The sequence below is a fragment of the Halovivax limisalsi genome (genome assembly GCF_023093535.1).
Classification (GTDB): domain Archaea; phylum Halobacteriota; class Halobacteria; order Halobacteriales; family Natrialbaceae; genus Halovivax; species Halovivax limisalsi.
Window position 1 is genome coordinate 1,816,441 of the sequence record NZ_CP095757.1, and the last position, 14,986, is coordinate 1,831,426.

General features: G+C 67.6%; 13 protein-coding genes. 7 read left to right on the top strand and 6 right to left on the bottom strand.

Annotated elements, in window-relative coordinates; translation table 11 throughout:
* The first annotated feature begins 81 nt into the window (after positions 1-81).
* Together MXA07_RS08295 and MXA07_RS08300 are read left to right on the top strand one after the other, a co-directional pair.
* Positions 82-1,473 (top strand): cobyrinic acid a,c-diamide synthase, encoded by a 1,392-nt coding sequence (locus MXA07_RS08295; RefSeq protein WP_247731574.1) that lies wholly within the window; start codon positions 82-84, stop codon positions 1,471-1,473.
* Complete coding sequence (locus MXA07_RS08300) at positions 1,470-2,975, top strand: cobyric acid synthase (RefSeq protein ID WP_247731575.1); 1,506 nt, start codon at positions 1,470-1,472, stop codon at positions 2,973-2,975. The genes MXA07_RS08295 and MXA07_RS08300 overlap by 4 nt, the downstream gene beginning before the upstream one ends.
* Before the next feature lie 136 nt (positions 2,976-3,111).
* On the opposite strand, the gene MXA07_RS08305 is transcribed toward MXA07_RS08300, so the two are convergent.
* A complete protein-coding gene (locus tag MXA07_RS08305; protein ID WP_247731576.1) occupies positions 3,112-3,360 on the bottom strand; it encodes a hypothetical protein in 249 nt (82 codons plus the stop codon).
* A 396-nt stretch (positions 3,361-3,756) separates the two neighbouring features.
* Here MXA07_RS08305 and MXA07_RS08310 point away from each other — a divergent pair, with 396 nt between their 5' ends.
* Together MXA07_RS08310 and map are read left to right on the top strand one after the other, a co-directional pair.
* Positions 3,757-3,924 (top strand): hypothetical protein, encoded by a 168-nt coding sequence (locus MXA07_RS08310; RefSeq protein ID WP_247731786.1) that lies wholly within the window; start codon positions 3,757-3,759, stop codon positions 3,922-3,924.
* Positions 3,925-4,157: 233 nt separating this feature from the next.
* Positions 4,158-5,063 carry a type II methionyl aminopeptidase gene (map, locus tag MXA07_RS08315; RefSeq protein ID WP_247731577.1) on the top strand — a complete coding sequence of 302 codons (906 nt, stop codon included), beginning with the start codon at positions 4,158-4,160 and terminating at the stop codon, positions 5,061-5,063.
* 284 nt (positions 5,064-5,347) lie between these two features.
* Here map and MXA07_RS08320 read toward each other — a convergent pair whose 3' ends face one another.
* Positions 5,348-5,548, bottom strand: coding sequence for a DUF7835 family putative zinc beta-ribbon protein (locus tag MXA07_RS08320; RefSeq protein WP_247731578.1), 201 nt, complete (start codon positions 5,546-5,548; stop codon positions 5,348-5,350).
* A gap of 237 nt (positions 5,549-5,785) precedes the next feature.
* On the opposite strand from MXA07_RS08320, the gene MXA07_RS08325 reads away from it, so the two are divergent.
* Entirely contained in the window at positions 5,786-6,334 is a 549-nt protein-coding gene (locus MXA07_RS08325; protein ID WP_247731579.1) for an HIT family protein, read from the top strand.
* Positions 6,335-6,399: 65 nt separating this feature from the next.
* On the opposite strand, the gene MXA07_RS08330 is transcribed toward MXA07_RS08325, so the two are convergent.
* Together MXA07_RS08330 and MXA07_RS08335 are read right to left on the bottom strand one after the other, a co-directional pair.
* The gene (locus tag MXA07_RS08330) at positions 6,400-7,653 is read right to left on the bottom strand and encodes a tRNA (N(6)-L-threonylcarbamoyladenosine(37)-C(2))-methylthiotransferase (RefSeq protein ID WP_247731580.1); all 1,254 of its coding nucleotides are present in this window, start codon (positions 7,651-7,653) and stop codon (positions 6,400-6,402) included.
* A gap of 116 nt (positions 7,654-7,769) precedes the next feature.
* Positions 7,770-8,783 (bottom strand): AI-2E family transporter, encoded by a 1,014-nt coding sequence (locus tag MXA07_RS08335; protein ID WP_247731581.1) that lies wholly within the window; start codon positions 8,781-8,783, stop codon positions 7,770-7,772.
* Positions 8,784-8,931: 148 nt separating this feature from the next.
* Here MXA07_RS08335 and MXA07_RS08340 point away from each other — a divergent pair, with 148 nt between their 5' ends.
* Positions 8,932-9,645: a DUF547 domain-containing protein gene (locus MXA07_RS08340; RefSeq protein WP_247731582.1), complete on the top strand. Its 714-nt coding sequence runs from the start codon at positions 8,932-8,934 to the stop codon at positions 9,643-9,645.
* A gap of 130 nt (positions 9,646-9,775) precedes the next feature.
* Entirely contained in the window at positions 9,776-10,612 is an 837-nt protein-coding gene (locus MXA07_RS08345) for an HNH endonuclease (protein ID WP_247731583.1), read from the top strand.
* 85 nt (positions 10,613-10,697) lie between these two features.
* Here MXA07_RS08345 and MXA07_RS08350 read toward each other — a convergent pair whose 3' ends face one another.
* Positions 10,698-11,315, bottom strand: a complete 618-nt coding sequence (locus MXA07_RS08350) for a hypothetical protein (protein WP_247731584.1) — start codon at positions 11,313-11,315, stop codon at positions 10,698-10,700.
* 331 nt (positions 11,316-11,646) lie between these two features.
* Positions 11,647-14,775 carry a beta strand repeat-containing protein gene (locus tag MXA07_RS08355; RefSeq protein WP_247731585.1) on the bottom strand — a complete coding sequence of 1,043 codons (3,129 nt, stop codon included), beginning with the start codon at positions 14,773-14,775 and terminating at the stop codon, positions 11,647-11,649.
* Positions 14,776-14,986 lie beyond the last annotated feature (211 nt).

A 14,986-nucleotide genomic window follows, 5' to 3' on the forward strand; every position in this document is an offset into this window, starting at 1 on the left:
TCCTACTACAGGTGATATGGTATTTGCGGCTCGAAGGCGGGGTGCGCGGACGTCGGCGGAACCGTCGAACCGGAGGGGGCGATGAAGGGCCTCGTGCTCGCCGGAACGGCATCGGGCGTGGGCAAGACCGTCGCCACGCTCGCCGCGATACGCGCACTCGATAACGCGGGCTACGACGTCCAGCCGGCCAAAGCCGGGCCGGATTTCATCGATCCGAGTCACCACGCGGTCGTCAGCGGCCGCCCCTCCCGGACGCTCGATCCCTGGCTCGAAGGCGAGGCGGGGCTCCGTCGGGCTTTCTGGCGCGGCGACGGCGACGTCTGTCTCGTGGAGGGCATGATGGGCCTCTACGACGGCAGCGAGGTGAGCACGGCGGGGATCGCCGCGCGACTCGACCTGCCGGTCGTGCTCGTCCTCGACGCGAGCGCCGGGATGCAGAGCGTAGGCGCGACCGCGCTCGGCTTTCGCGAGTTCGCCGCCCGGCTCGATCGGGACGTCGACGTCGCGGGCGTCGTCCTCCAGCGCGCCCACGGCGGCCGTCACGAGGCCGGCATTCGGGACGCGCTTCCCGACGATCTGGCGTATCTGGGTCGCATCCCGCCGATGGCCGACCTCGAGATCCCCGACCGCCACCTCGGACTGCACAGGGGCGAGGAGGCGCCGGTCGACGCGGACGCGCTGGACCGGGCCGCCGAGACGATCGACGCGGCCGGCCTCGCAGCCCTCGCTCGCACGCCACCGCGTCCGAGCGCGGCCGCCGCCGAACGTGATTCGACGAGCGGGGCCGAGGCGACGTCGATCGGGATGGCGTCGACGGCCGACCCCGAGGTGCGCGTCGCCGTCGCCCGCGACGAGGCCTTCTGCTTCGTCTATCCGTCGACGATCGAGCGACTGGGCGAGCGTGCTGACGTCGTGACCTTCCAGCCGACCGCCGGCGATCCGGTGCCGTCCTGCGACGGCGTCTACCTTCCCGGCGGGTACCCGGAACTCCACGCCGAGACCCTCGCGAACGCGCCCGCGCTCGAGGATCTCGCCGCCCGAGCGAGCGACGGGCTGCCCGTGCTGGGCGAGTGCGGCGGACTGATGGCGCTTTCGGAATCGCTGACGACGGCGGACGGGGAGACCCACCGGATGGCCGGCGTCCTGCCCGCCGACGTGGAACTGTGCGAGCGGTATCAGGCGCTGGACCACGTCGAACTGCGGGCCCGGACCGACGGGGTCACCGCGCGAGCGGACGAGTCCCTGCGGGGGCACGAGTTTCACTACTCGACGGCGAGCGTCGGCGACGACGCTCGGTTCGCGTTCGACGTCCGACGCGGCGAGGGGATCGACGGCGCGCACGACGGTCTCACCGAGTACGCGGTACTGGGCACGTACACGCACTGTCACCCCGAGAGCGGCGCGTTCGACCGCTTTCTCGACGTCGCGTCGGAACGCGCTGGCGTCGCCGACCGGCGCGGCGGTCGCGCATGAGCGGCGCGGACACGATCCTCGTCGTCGGGACGGCCTCGCACGTCGGCAAGAGCGCGGTCTGTGCGGGCCTCTGCCGGCTCCTGGCCGATCGCGGCTACGACGTCGCGCCGTTCAAGGCCCAGAACATGAGCAACAACGCCCGCGTCGCCGTGACACCCTCGGGGTCGTGGGGCGAGATCGGCGTCTCGCAGTACGTCCAGGCGCGCGCCGCCCGCGTCCCGGCCACGACCGACATGAACCCCGTCCTCCTGAAGCCCCGCGGGGAGGGCGAGAGTCAGGTGATCGTCGACGGGGAACCGATCGGTCACCGATCCGCGGCCGCCTACTACGAGGAGGGCTGGGAGACGGCCGTGTCGGCCGCCGAAGCCGCCCACGCCCGGCTCGCGAGCGAGTACGACGTGATCGTCGCCGAGGGGGCCGGCGGCGCCGCGGAGCCGAACCTCGCCCACCGCGACCTGGCGAACCGCGAGACCGCCCGCTTCGCGGACGCGGCCGTGCTCGTCCTCGCCGACATCGAACGGGGCGGCGCCTTCGCGAGCCTGTACGGCACGCTCGAACTCGCGCCCGCAGAGTTGCGCGAGCGGGTCGTCGGCGCGGCGATCACCAAATTCCGCGGCGATCGAGACGTTCTCGCGCCCGCGCTCGACGACATCGAGGCGCGCACCGGCGTCCCGATCCTGGGCGTCCTTCCCTACGACGATCCCGGCCTCCCCGAGGAGGACAGCGTCGGGCTCCCGGACGGCGTCGAGACCGTGGGGGCGGACGAGGTACCCGACTCGCGATCGGTGCACGTCGCCGTCCCGCGTCTGCCGCGGATCTCGAACTTCACGGATCTCGAACCGCTCGCTCGCGAACCCGGCGTCCGAATCCGGTACGTCGATCCCGACGATCCGATCGAGACGGCCGACGCCGTCGTCCTGCCCGGAACCAAGAACACCGTCGACGACCTGCGGACGCTCCGTGCGGCCGGGTTCGGCGACAGACTCGCGGCATTCGACGGACCGATCGTCGGCATCTGCGGCGGCTACCAGCTGCTCGGCGAGCGACTCACGAACGCCCATGTCGAGGGGACCGGCGACGGCCGTACCCTCGCGGGATTCGGGTTGCTCCCGGTCGAGACCCGGTTCTCCCGGGCGAAGCGGGTCGAACGGGTCAGCTACGCCGTCGACGGGGTCGGCCCGCTCGCCGGCGCCGCGGGCCGTGCGAGCGGCTACGAGATCCACGCGGGCGAAACCCGCGCGACCGAATCCGTCGCGCGGCCGATCGGCCCGCAGAGTGCGGCGTCGGGGCGGGTGCTCGGGACCTACCTCCACGGCCTCTTCGAGAATCGATTCGTGCGCGAGGCGTTCTGCGAGCGGGTCTTCGGCCGCGCTGGAACCGAGCCGCCCGCTCGCGGTCCGGAGCGGGTGAATCCGTACGACGCCGCCGCGACCCTCGTCGAGACCCATCTCGACGTCGAGGCGCTACTCGCATCCGTATCGGCGGGAACATCGTCACACTGAGCGACCGGACACGATCGATCGTTCCGCCTGCCTCGTTCGCGATCGTCCGATCGCTGTCGCCATCTCTCGATCCGCGCACGGTACCCCATCGCTCGGTGCGACCGTTCGATCGCGACGCTCCGTTCACCCGGGTCCCTCAGTGGTACCGGTTGTGGTAGTCGACGACGCGATAGAGGACGAAGAGGACGGCGTTCAACGCGCCGGTCAGCAGGAGCAGGTCGCCGAGTTGCCAGAGGGTCCGTTCGAAGAGCCCGAATTCGGTCAGCCCGAACCGGACGAACGTGCCGAGGATTCCCCAGAGCAGGAGTATGCCGGCGATCCTGGCACCGTCCTCGAGGTACGTCGGCAGGTCGTGCGGCGTCGGAAGTGCGGGTACGGTCGCCATTTCGAACCCCTTTCGTGACGGGATTGGTAAATGCAGTGGAACGAGCGCGACGGTTCCCCATCGGTCACGCCCGTCGGCCGGGCGATCCCCGTCGTGGTTCGGGCACGATCGGTCGACCGGGCGCGGAACTGAGCGATCCGGCTACTCGTCGCAACCCTCGATCGGTCGCGATACGCGTCGCTCGCGAGGTTCGAACCGCGCCGGCCGGGGTGGTCGGCCGGCGAGACAGGTGGTGCATCTCCCATCGGCGGCACCTGCTGTAGGGCCTTTCGACGGTGCCTGCCGGGGAATTGGTTTTTCGGTTCGAAACCCATCGAGAGCTCGGGTCGAAGCAACCGGCTGCGTTCGTCGATCGTCGAACCAGAGTTTTATTATCGTCGACTTCCTGGTCGGGGTATGCTCGAACCACGAACCGTCGGCGCGAGCCGGTGTCCGTCGTGCGACGTGGCCCTCTCGAACGTCCAAGGCCTCGACACCTGCCCGACCTGCGAGTGGGTTCGAGATCGCTCGAACCGGCCCACCTCGAATCGGTCGAACGAGACCGCCTCGGATCGCTCGGAGTGACATCGTATTCGGATCGCCAGGCATGCAAACGGCTGCGTGCTTGCCGCTTCCGGCTTTATCGCCGCGAGTACCGAGGTCGCACACCCGACTGCGACGAGGCCGGAGGATTCGGCCGGACGACTGATCGACTCCGGCGACTGACGGACGAGCCGAGTCGCGGCCGCCGGACGTCCGGTATCGCGGGCGCCCCGGGAAGACGCAATCTCTTTTTGTGGACCCGCCGAACTCCGTCCATGGCCGATTCCGAGGTCGATCTCGATGCCGAGCAGTACGACAAGCACCGCGAGGCGGGCGAGATCCTGGCCCAGGTGAGAGCCGAGACGGCCGACCGCGTCGAGGTCGGCGTCTCCCACCTGGAGGTGGCGGAGTTCGCCGAGGATCGCATCCGCGAACTCGGCGGGCAACCCGCGTTCCCGGTGAATATCTCCATCGACGAAGAGGCGGCCCACGCGACGCCGGGAATCGACGACGAGACCACCTTCGGCGAGGAGATGATCAATCTGGACATCGGCGTCCACGTCGACGGCTGGCTGGCCGACACGGCGATCACGGTCGACCTCTCCGGACACGACGACCTCGCTGAGGCTCCCGCCGCCGCCCTCGAGGCCGCGATCGACCTGATCGAACCGGGCGTCGAAACGGGCGAGCTCGGCGCCGCGATCGAATCGTCGATCGACGACTACGGCTACAATCCGGTCGTCAACCTCACCGGCCACGGACTCGGTCACTGGGAACAACACACCAGCCCGACGATCCCGAACCGGGAAGTCTCGCAGGGGACGACGCTCGAGGTGGGCGACGTGGTCGCCATCGAACCCTTCGCGACCGACGGCGGCGGCAAGGTGAGCGAAGGGGCCTCGGAGGAGATCTTCTCGCTCGAGCGCGAGGGAACGGTCCGAAACCGCCAGGCGCGTCAGGCCCTCTCGCAGATCACCGAGGAATTTCGAACCCTTCCGTTCGCGACGCGCTGGCTGGAGACCGACCGCGCGGCGATGGCGCTGCGCCGGCTCAAGCGAAACGACATCGTCCACGGCTACCCCGTGTTGAAAGAGGACGACGGTTGCCTCGTCAGCCAGAAAGAACACACCGTCATCGTCACCGAGGACGGCTGCGAAGTAACTACCCGCGATCGAGCGTAAGGCCCCGTTCGACGCGTCCCCCGCGTCGTGATATCGAGTCCCCCGCGTCTCGACAGCCGTCGAACGGCGTGCGTCGTCAGTCAACCGGAGTGACTCGGCGACGCGCACCGCGACGCCCGGTCTGGGGTGGTCGCGTCTCCGCGGCCGTCGTCCACCCGAATTCGATCCGCGGGCTATCGCTCCCCATCGGACGCTCTGGCCCTTCGGAGCTACCAGCAGCTATATGGGCCCGCGCCCGATCGCTGCCCCGTCACGCCTCCCGCGGCGAGGGACGGCCCGGCCGATCAGGCGTTGTTCATCCGCTGGCTGCCGCGGTGTCCGCAGCGCTGGCACTCGGTGACGCGGTAGGGTTCGCGCGAGAACTGGCTGTTCTCCTCTTTGAGGCTCTCGGTTCGAATCTGCACCGACACCTCGTGGAGCGTTTCGAGGTCGCAGTCCTCGCAGTATTCGGTCAGTCCGTTGAACGTGTCGTCTGTCGTTGCCATCTACCTACGAATTTAGATAACTCAGGTATAAATCCACGTTTCATTTCGAAGCGCGAGTCGCGGGATCGCACTACGGCGCCGGGGTCGACAAGCGACGCCGCGAGACCGTTCGATACGGTTTACGGGGCGATATGCGCCCGTTTCTCGGCGGCGGACCGTCGATTCGCCGTCGCAGGGCCGGCCAGCGTCGAAGCGACGGGTGGACAGATTTAGGCCGGCCGCGGCCGAGTCGCCGGTATGGATCAGGTGTTCGCTCCCTGGCGCATCGAGTGGGTGGAGCGGGAGGACGCCGTCGACGACGGTGACGCGTCGGCGTGTCCGTTCTGCGATCTCCCGGAGCGTCAGGACGACCGCGAGACCCGCATCGTCGCCCGGAGCCCCCGGAGCTTCGTCCTGATGAACAACTACCCGTACAATCCCGGCCACGTGATGGTGATCCCCCGGACGCACACCGGAGCGTACGCGGGACTCGAGGAAGCCGTCCTGCTCGATCACGCCCGGCTGAAACAGCGAACGCTCACCGCACTCGACGAGGCCATGGGCGTCGACGGATTCAACACCGGGTTGAACCTGGGCGACGCGGCCGGCGGCTCGATCGACGATCACGTCCACACGCACGTCGTCCCCCGCTGGGGCGGCGACACCAACTTCATGCCCGTCATCAGTGACACCAAGGTCATCGTGCAGGCGATCGAGGACACCTACGACGCGCTGTACGATGCGTTCGCGGACTTCGACGACGCGACGGTCCCGGGGTCGGATCGGGCGGTCGAGTTCGAGTGGTGACGGTGGCATTCGGGCGGTGATGCGGTCGGTCTCGACCGGTGGCGACGGACGATCGCCGCGTTCGATCACGCCGGCTCTGCGAAGGCGTACATGGTCTCGTTGGCGGTCACTTCGAGATCGACGAAGTCCCCGGGCTCGATGCCGTACTCGCTCGCGTTCCTGACGATGAGCTGTCGGTAGGCAGAGTCGCGACACTTCACGGAGTCGCCGGTGCCGCGCTCGACGACGAGGACGTCCTCGCGCGTTTCGCCCACCATGTCGGCGTAGGCCTCGCGGACGATCTCGCGCTTGGCGGCGCTCATCTCCGTCGAGCGCTCCTTCTTGACGGTGCCGCCCAGCCCCTTCATGTCGGCGGCGTCGGTGCCCGGGCGCTTCGAGAATCGGGTGACGTTGATCTTCTCCGGGCGGGTTTCGCGAAGCAGGGCCATCGACTGGGCGTGATCGTGCTCGGTCTCGGTCGGGAAGCCGACGATGAAGTCCGTCGAGAGCGTCCAGTACTCCAGCGCGTCGTCGAACGCCTCGACGACCTCGACGTACTCCGAGACCTGGTGCTGGCGACGCATGTCGGCGAGGACGTCGTCGCTGCCCGACTGGACGGGCGCGTGCAGGAAGTCGTAGAGTTCCTCGTGTTCGGCGAAGGCGGCGGCGAGTTCCTCCCGGATGCCGTGGACGCCCTTCGGGTTGGCCATGCCGACGCGAACCCGGAAGTCGCCCTCGAGTTCGCAGATGCGTTCGAGGAGGCGGTGGAGCCGTCGTTCGCCGTCGTCCCAGCCGTAGACCCCGGTGTCCTGGCCGGTGATGCGAAGTTCCTTTGCCCCGGCGTGGAGTAGCGCGCGGGCTTTCTCGACGTTCTCCTCAATCGGCGGCGAGTCGATCTTGCCGGTCGCCCGCTTCGTGATGCAGTACGAACAGTCCGACATGCAGCCGCGAGCGATCGGCAGGATGCCGACGACGCCGTCCAGGACGGGTTCGGCGTCGGGCGTGGTCGTGGGACACTCGCCGTTGGTGACCGCCTCGGGGACCTCGTCCCAGTGACAAACCTCGGCGTCGATTCCGGCGTCTTCGAATTCCTCGCCCTGTGCGAGGGCCATGCAGCCGGTGACGTAGAGGTCCGCCGTCGCCTCGGTCAGCTCCGCGGCCCGTCGGAGCATGTTCCGCTCGGTCTTCTCCACGACGGTGCAGGTGTTGAGGATCGCGACGTCCGCCTCGTCGGGGCCGTCGACCCGGTGGTGGCCCGCGTCGCGGAGCCGCCGCTCGATCCGGCGGCTCTCCCCGCGATTTGACGTACAGCCGTACGTCTCGATGTGATAGCGGGCCATCTCGATTCACAGTGGGCGCTCGCCGGCCAAAAGCGCGACGATTACCGGGCAACGCGAGCCGAAAGCGCGACGTTTCCGGGCGCTCCGCCGCGTCGCTCGGAGAAACCCCGGGCGCGTCAGGCCGACCGCTGGTCCTGTCGATCCCAGTAGTCGTCGACCGTCTCGACCGTCGCGATCAGCGCGCCGAGGACCACCGGGCCGTAGAACAGTCCCATCACGCCGAACGCGTACGCGCCACCGAGGACGCCGAGGATGATCACGGCCGGGTTGAGCCGGGCGTACCGGTCGACGACGATCGGGCGGAGGTAGTCGTCGGAGACGCTGACGATGATGAGACTGTAGACGAACAGCGCCGCGGCGAGCACGGGTTCGTCGACCAGGAACAGGTAGAGCGCGGCGGGCCCCCAGACGAGGAAGGCGCCGACGAGCGGGACGAGCGCGAGGACCATCATCACGACCGTCCAGAAGGCGGCGTTGGGGACGCCCATCGCGAAGAGGCCGAGGCCGGCGAGCGATCCCTGGACGAACGCGATGAAGACGTGGCCCAGCAGGACGGCCCGCATGACGGCGTCGATCCGGGCGAATAGGTCCCGCTGGAGGTCGGGCGGCAACGGCGTGACGTCGTGCAACCAGGCGAGCAACCGATCGCTGTCCTTCAGCAGGTAGTAGAGGAGAAACAGGGTCAGCCCCAGTCCGAGGAGCGTGTGCGTCGCCAGCGCGAAGTAGGTCGTCGTCTGGTCCACCAGGAAGGCCGCGATCTCCTGACTCGCGCTCGCCGCTTCCGCGGCCAGGTCGACCTCGTATCCCGTCGTCTCCTCGATCGCCGATTCGACGTCCGCGAGCTGGATCGACTCCGGGTCGACCCCCTGTGCCCACCTGACGGCGTTGTCCCCGATCAGCGCGAACAGGGCGGCGATCGGGACGACGAACCCCGTCAGCGCGAGGAGGACGAGGATGAACGCGGCGATCGACGGCGTCGTACGGTCGGCGAGCGGATCTCTGAGCGGTAGCAGGACGTACGCGAGCAAGAGTGCGAGTAGGACGTACTGGACGAACGGCAGGACCAACTGGAGCGAGAGGAAGCCGAAGGCGACCACGAGGGCGAGAAACGTTCCCGTCGCGCGGTTCACTCGGGGCCGTACCCGAGCGCCCGCCTAAAAGGGACCGACCGGTGCGGCGCGTTTCAGCGCGTAATGGCCGGTTTATACCCGCGCCGGGCGGAGTGTTCGGTTCACCCACAGGGCGGCTTCAAGAGCGTTCCCGTCGTAGCCTCCGCCGATGTCGGCGCAGCTCGATCCACTCTCTGCGGCGGCGGACCTGCTCTACACGGTGAAGACGGACGGGAATCCGTCGGAACACCGAGACCATCTCGCCCGGCTCGATCAGGACCGCCTGGATCACATCCTGGCCGATCGCCCGCGCCGCCTGGCGTTCTGGCTCAACGTCTTCAACGCATACGTCCACCTCCTGCTCGACGACCTGGACGAGGAACTCGGGAGTAATCGACTGCGGCGCTACCGCTTTTTCTCCAGGGACCGGATCCCGATCGCGGGGACGACGCTCAGCCTGAACGACGTCCGCGACGGCATGCTTCGCCACTCGAAGCTCCGCTGGGGACTCGGCTACCTGCCACGACCGTTCCCGTCCGCCTTCGAGCGTCGATTCCGGTTGGCGGAGTGCGATCCGCGGATTCACTTCGCGCTGAACAGCAGCGGGGAGCACTCGCCGCCGCTGTCGGTCTACTCGCCGGCCGACGTCGACCACGAACTCGACGTCGCGACCGAGTGGTACCTCTCGGAGACGGTGCGCTTCGACGGCGAGCGGGCCGTCGCGACGGTCCCGCGACTCTTCCGGTGGTACCGGGGCGACTTCGGCGGAATGAGCGGCATTCGGTCGTTCCTCCTCGACTACGACGTGATCCCTGACGTCGACGGGCTCTCGATCGAATTCGTCGAGTTCGACTCGATCGAACTCGACCGCTACCGGGTCTGAGCGCAACCGGGGGGGCGACACGCAGGCCTTCTGATCCCGGTTATCGGTCAACTGACGGCTACCGGTCCGCTGACGCGATACGGCCGATCGGCCCCGAACGCTTTTCGTCGGTCCCTGCGAGTAGCAACTCGTGACCGAGGTCGTAGCCGACGCGGCGATATTCGAGCGAGACGAGTACGCGTGTCAGCAGTGCGGCGCCACCGGGGCTGACGCGTCGACGCTCACCACCTGGTCGATCGATTCGCACCCGGTTCGGTCGTCACTGGTGACGCTCTGTTCGTCCTGTGGGGCGCTTCTCGACGGTGCCGACCCGACCTGGCGGTCGACTCTCGGCGACGACGTCCACGGGAGCCTGTTCTCGCTGCTCGAGACCACGACCGCGACGCAAGGGGCGACCGTCGCCGCGATCGCCAGACTCGCGACCGACGTGACGGGCGGGCCGGAGTCGGCGGACGAGTCGGACCCACCGACCGGCCGCACGCGCGAAGCGTACCTGGCGACTCGTCGCGACGTTTACCGTTCGCTGGCGGTGGTCGATCGACACCTCGACGCGCTCGCCGACGTTAGTGCGGACACCGATACGGCGACGCCGTTCGACGATCTCGACCCGTCGGTGCGATCGAGACTGGAGACGGTCGACGACCTGATGCGGACCCTGAGAACCCATCTCCGTTCGGCCGTCGTCCTCGCGGAGACGGCCGTCGTCGCCGACGGTCGCTGCCAGGTCTGTCTGGAACCGATCGCCGTGCGGCGCGAGGGCGACGACGCGAGCTCGTCGGACGAACCCGATCGCTGCGGAGCGTGTTCGAACGATCGTCGAGCGATCGACGAGTGGGAGACGACGGACGGCGAGGTCGATCGAACGCGCCTCTTCCGAGCGCTCTCGAACCAGCTGGAGGCGGCCGGCGAGACGACGACGGAGCTAACCGACGAAACGGGAACGCTCGCGGCCCGATTAGCTGGGTAACGAAAACCGCGGGCCAGCCCCCGTATCGTCGAGTGAGGGAACCGGCGGTATCGATTCCCGGTGACTGACCGGGGTATCTGGGTAATCAGCGCCCGCGACCGGGATTCCGATTTCGGCAGAGCAGGTGACGAAGGAACTTGAGGAGGCCGCTCTCCTCCGCGAGCCCCGGATAGACGCGAGCCGTGTCGACCCCCGAGAGGCCGTGCTTTCCGGACTCGTCGCGCTCCCAGAAGAGCCAGACCGATTCTTCGCGACCCTCGAGGCCCGTTCCCTCGATCGGGAACGTCAGTTCCAGCCCTTCGACCCGGTCGCCGCCGTCGGTCTCGACCCTGACGACGTCGCCGTCGTCGACGGGTCTCGAGCCGTCACCCGCGTCGAGGGCGTACCGCGAACCGAAGCGATATCGGACGGCCCGCTCGGTCGGGTCGAACGTCTCGACCTCGCCGTCGCCGTTCAGGTAGTCCGTTGGACGGACGACGAGGGTGACGGTTTCGTCCTCGCCGAGGTCGATGAAGTCGTCTTCGTTCTCCGGTTGCACGTCGAAATCCAGTTTCGTCGGGAAGTGGGCCGCTGCAACGCCGCTCAGGAGTCCGACGCCGGCGAGCGAAGCGCCCACGCCGACCGTCCCCGAGAGCATGCGGCGTCGTGAGGTCGCGCCACCTGGCGATTCGTCGACGGTCGTTCGGGAATTCGGTTTGCTCATGTCCCATCGATACAGAACGGCGGGTGCATAATTATAATTCTGGTACGAAAGTAGAAAACCGGGTTGGGGTTCGCGGTCGTCTCGCCTCGGGTGCGCGTGAACGGTTCACGGCTGGGCGCCGTATGCACCCCGTGCGTGTTCCGAACGACCGAACGTGTATCGAGAGCGGGAGCCATCTCGACTGTGCCGGGCGCCGACAGAACCCTCTGCCCGTCGGGCATTGCCTTGACAGCACGAACGAGGTGCGACAACCGAGGTCGCGGGCTGTCCGGGTAACCGCCTGGGACGCGACGGGGAGGTCCCGAACCGTCGCGCATCGGGTGGCCGGGGACTATCCGGTTCGTCGTCGACGGGCCGCGAGGACGGATAGCAGTGCCACGATCGTCACGATCGGGGTGAATCCGGGGACGCCGTCAGCTCCGGGCCCGGGGTCCCCGGCGGACGTCGAATCGGGATCGGTGCTCGCGGTCGGACCGGATCCGGCCCCCTGCTGGTCGGATCCTGAATCGGTGTCGTCACCGCCCTCGGTCTCGTCCGGATCAGCAGCCTTCGAGTCCCCGTCCGCAGCGGATTCCTCGACGGTCACCGTACCCGCGGATTGGCCGTTGATCGCGAGCGCGTACGAACCCGCCGACTCGAACGTGTAGGAGACGGTTTCGACGACGGTCGCCCCGGCCGCGACGTCGACCGACGCGGACGCGACGACGGTTCCGTCGACCGTCAGCTCGAGCGATTGCGTGCCGGCCGCGTCGCCGTCGTTGGCGACCGTGACGGTTACCGAGATCTCCTCACCGGGCGCGACTGTCGTCGCGGCGGCGTCAATCCCGACGACCGAGAGGTCGGGTTCGCTCGGCGGTGGCGGCGGGAGCGCCGGCCCGCCGCCCGATGACGGTTCTTCGATCGTTACGTCGACCGACGCGCTGTCGTCCGTGCTGGTGACGGTGATCGATCCCGATCCCGCGTCGCCGTCTCCGGTCGACCAGGTGAGGGTGATCGTCGTACTCGCACCGGATTCGAGGGTGATCGTTTCGCTATCGACCGACGATCCCGAGAGATCGAGCAACCCGACGTCTTTCGTCCCCGCCGCGGCGCCGGTATTCGTGACGGTGACGTCGACCGAGAGGGCCGATCCCGCCTCGACGGGCGCGTTCGTCGAATCGATCGCGACGTCGAAGTTCGCCGAACCCTGTTGTTCGCCCGCGCTGACGCTCACCGTTCCCGCCGAGTAGTGGACGGGGAACTCGTATCGAGCGCCGCCGTCGACTGCCGTGACGTTCATCCCGGTCACGCCGCTGCCCTGATAATTCGCGATCAGCTCCGTCGTCGGATCGGAGACGTTCCACGCCGCGAGTTGCGCGTCGGTGACGAACCCTTCGAAGAACCCGTAGTTCGTCTTTCCGCCGACCGTCAGGTGCGGTCCGGCGATATCGATCGAGAGCGATCCGGGCTGGTCACTCGTCCCCTCGTCGTACTGGGGCATCGAGAAGGTCTGTGCGTCGGTCGCGAGGATGGAGCCGTTAACCTGCGCCTTCTCCGATTCGGACATGCCCACGTAGTCCATTTCGTCGAACGCGAAATCCCACATCTGCTCGAACTCGACGTCGGCCTGGTCGGTGCCGTCGTCGGGCCACTCGTGGAGTCCGGGTGCGTTGTTCATGTATTGCGCACTGCCCGGCTTCCCGACGACTGAGACGGTCACTTGCTTCCCGGTGACGTTGACGTACTCCCAGCTCGCGTCGTGCATCGTCCCGATCATCTGGCGCGGCGTGAAGTCCTCGAACGTGGCGTTCACTCTGAACACCGTGTCGGTTTCGACGCCGATGGAGGCCAGATCCTGTCCGCTCTCCCCGACGAGATTGACGCCTGCGAGGTTGGTTCGATACGTACTCACCGTTGGCATCATCGAGGGTTCGGTCCCGCCGACCCACTCGACGCTCGTGTCGACGATCTTGAACGACGGTTTCGTCAGCGCGACGTCGACGGTCGTCGTCCCGCCGTCGGTGACGCCGACGCCGTTCGTCGAATTGTCGTCGTAATCGACGTGGGAGACGAACACGTCGTAGGTTCCGGGTGCGACGTCGAGCGAGTAGTTGCCGCCCGAGTCCGTCGTCGTGGTCGCGTATTCCGCCCCGTAGACGTCGACGGTCGCGCCGCCGATCGGCGTCCCGTCGGTGGCGTTGGTCACCCGTCCCTCGATGGTCCCGGTGTTACTCCCACCGCCGTCGGAACCGATGGTAAAGTCCGCCGAACCGCCGGTGATTCTGCCCACCGACTGGTTCCCCATGAGGTCGATGTACCCGGTATAGGTGCCGTTCGCTGGCGGGTTCTCGACGACGTCGGCGAGGAAATTCACCGAAACCTCGTGTTCGCTCTCGAGGATGACGTCGTTACCGAGCGAAATCGAGGCGTTCTCGGCCGATCCGGTGTCGAGTACGTCATGGACCGTGGCTGGCGTCCCGTTCACGCTCACGGCGACGTCACCGGGGGCGACCCTCGAGAGATTGACTCCGGTGCCGAGATACGAGAGGTCGATCTGCGTGAGGTTCTCACCGCTCGCGGAGAGCGCCGACATCGACCAGTTGTGGGCCGTCAATACGCCTTTCTCCGCGTTTCCGAGGGTGACCGAGGCGGGATCCGATACGTCCTCGGTCGACTCCGCCAGTGCGAGATCGACCCGCGTCGTGGCGCTATCCGTAACGCCGACGTCCTGCGTCGTGTTCGCGTCGTACCCGTCGGCCGCCGCGGATGCGTTGTAGGTCCCGGTCGGAACGCTCACCGAGTAGTTCCCGTTCGAATCGGCAACCGTACTGTTGACTAATCCGCCACCCTGTGTGACGTACACCTCCGCCCCGCCGATCCCGGTCCCGTCCGATGCGTTGGTGACCTGTCCGGCGATGGTTCCGGTTCCGCCCTCGTCACCGGACCCGATCGTGAACGAACTCGACCCGCTGGTTATGAGCCCGCCGCCGTCGTCGAAGAGGTCCATCCACGCCACGTACTCGCCGTCACTCGACGGATTTTCGACGACGTCGTTGCGGAACTCGACGGTCACGTTGTCGCCGCCCGCAACTTGCGTCGCGGTAACCCACACGTCGAGCGTCTCGTTTCCGTTATAATCGAAGACGTCGTTCACTGTAACGGAGCTGCCGCCGACCGTCACGGCGACGTCGTTCGGTTCCACCGCCGACAGGTTGGTGTTGGTGCCCGCGTAATCGAGTGAGAGGCGGCCGAGATTCTCACCGCCGGCACTGTCCGCCGACAGCGACCAGTTGTGGGCTGTCATCGCGCCCGGATCGGTGCTTCCGAGCGTGACGTCGGCCGGATCGCCCGACGCCGCCGCGACCGGCAGCGCAACGAATCCGGTCGTCGCGACGGTCGAGAGGACGACGAGGATCGACAGGATGATTGCACGGCGCGCTGCTGCGGTGGGGGTCCGGGGGGTTGGTGTGTTCGAGTGCATGGCACGTTCGGCGGACGGCGCCACCGGACGGCGCGGTATCCACCAGGTGAATTTCGAACGTACCACATAATCAGAGTGATATGATGCTATCGGCCGTCGTGTCACCGTGGGGCCACGTTTGCCGGCCGATTCCTCCGCCTTTCGCAAGCTGAGAGGGTGCGAGCTCCGGTCTCGCAGGGTTGGGCGCTCCGACGACCAGCGACCGGATCGA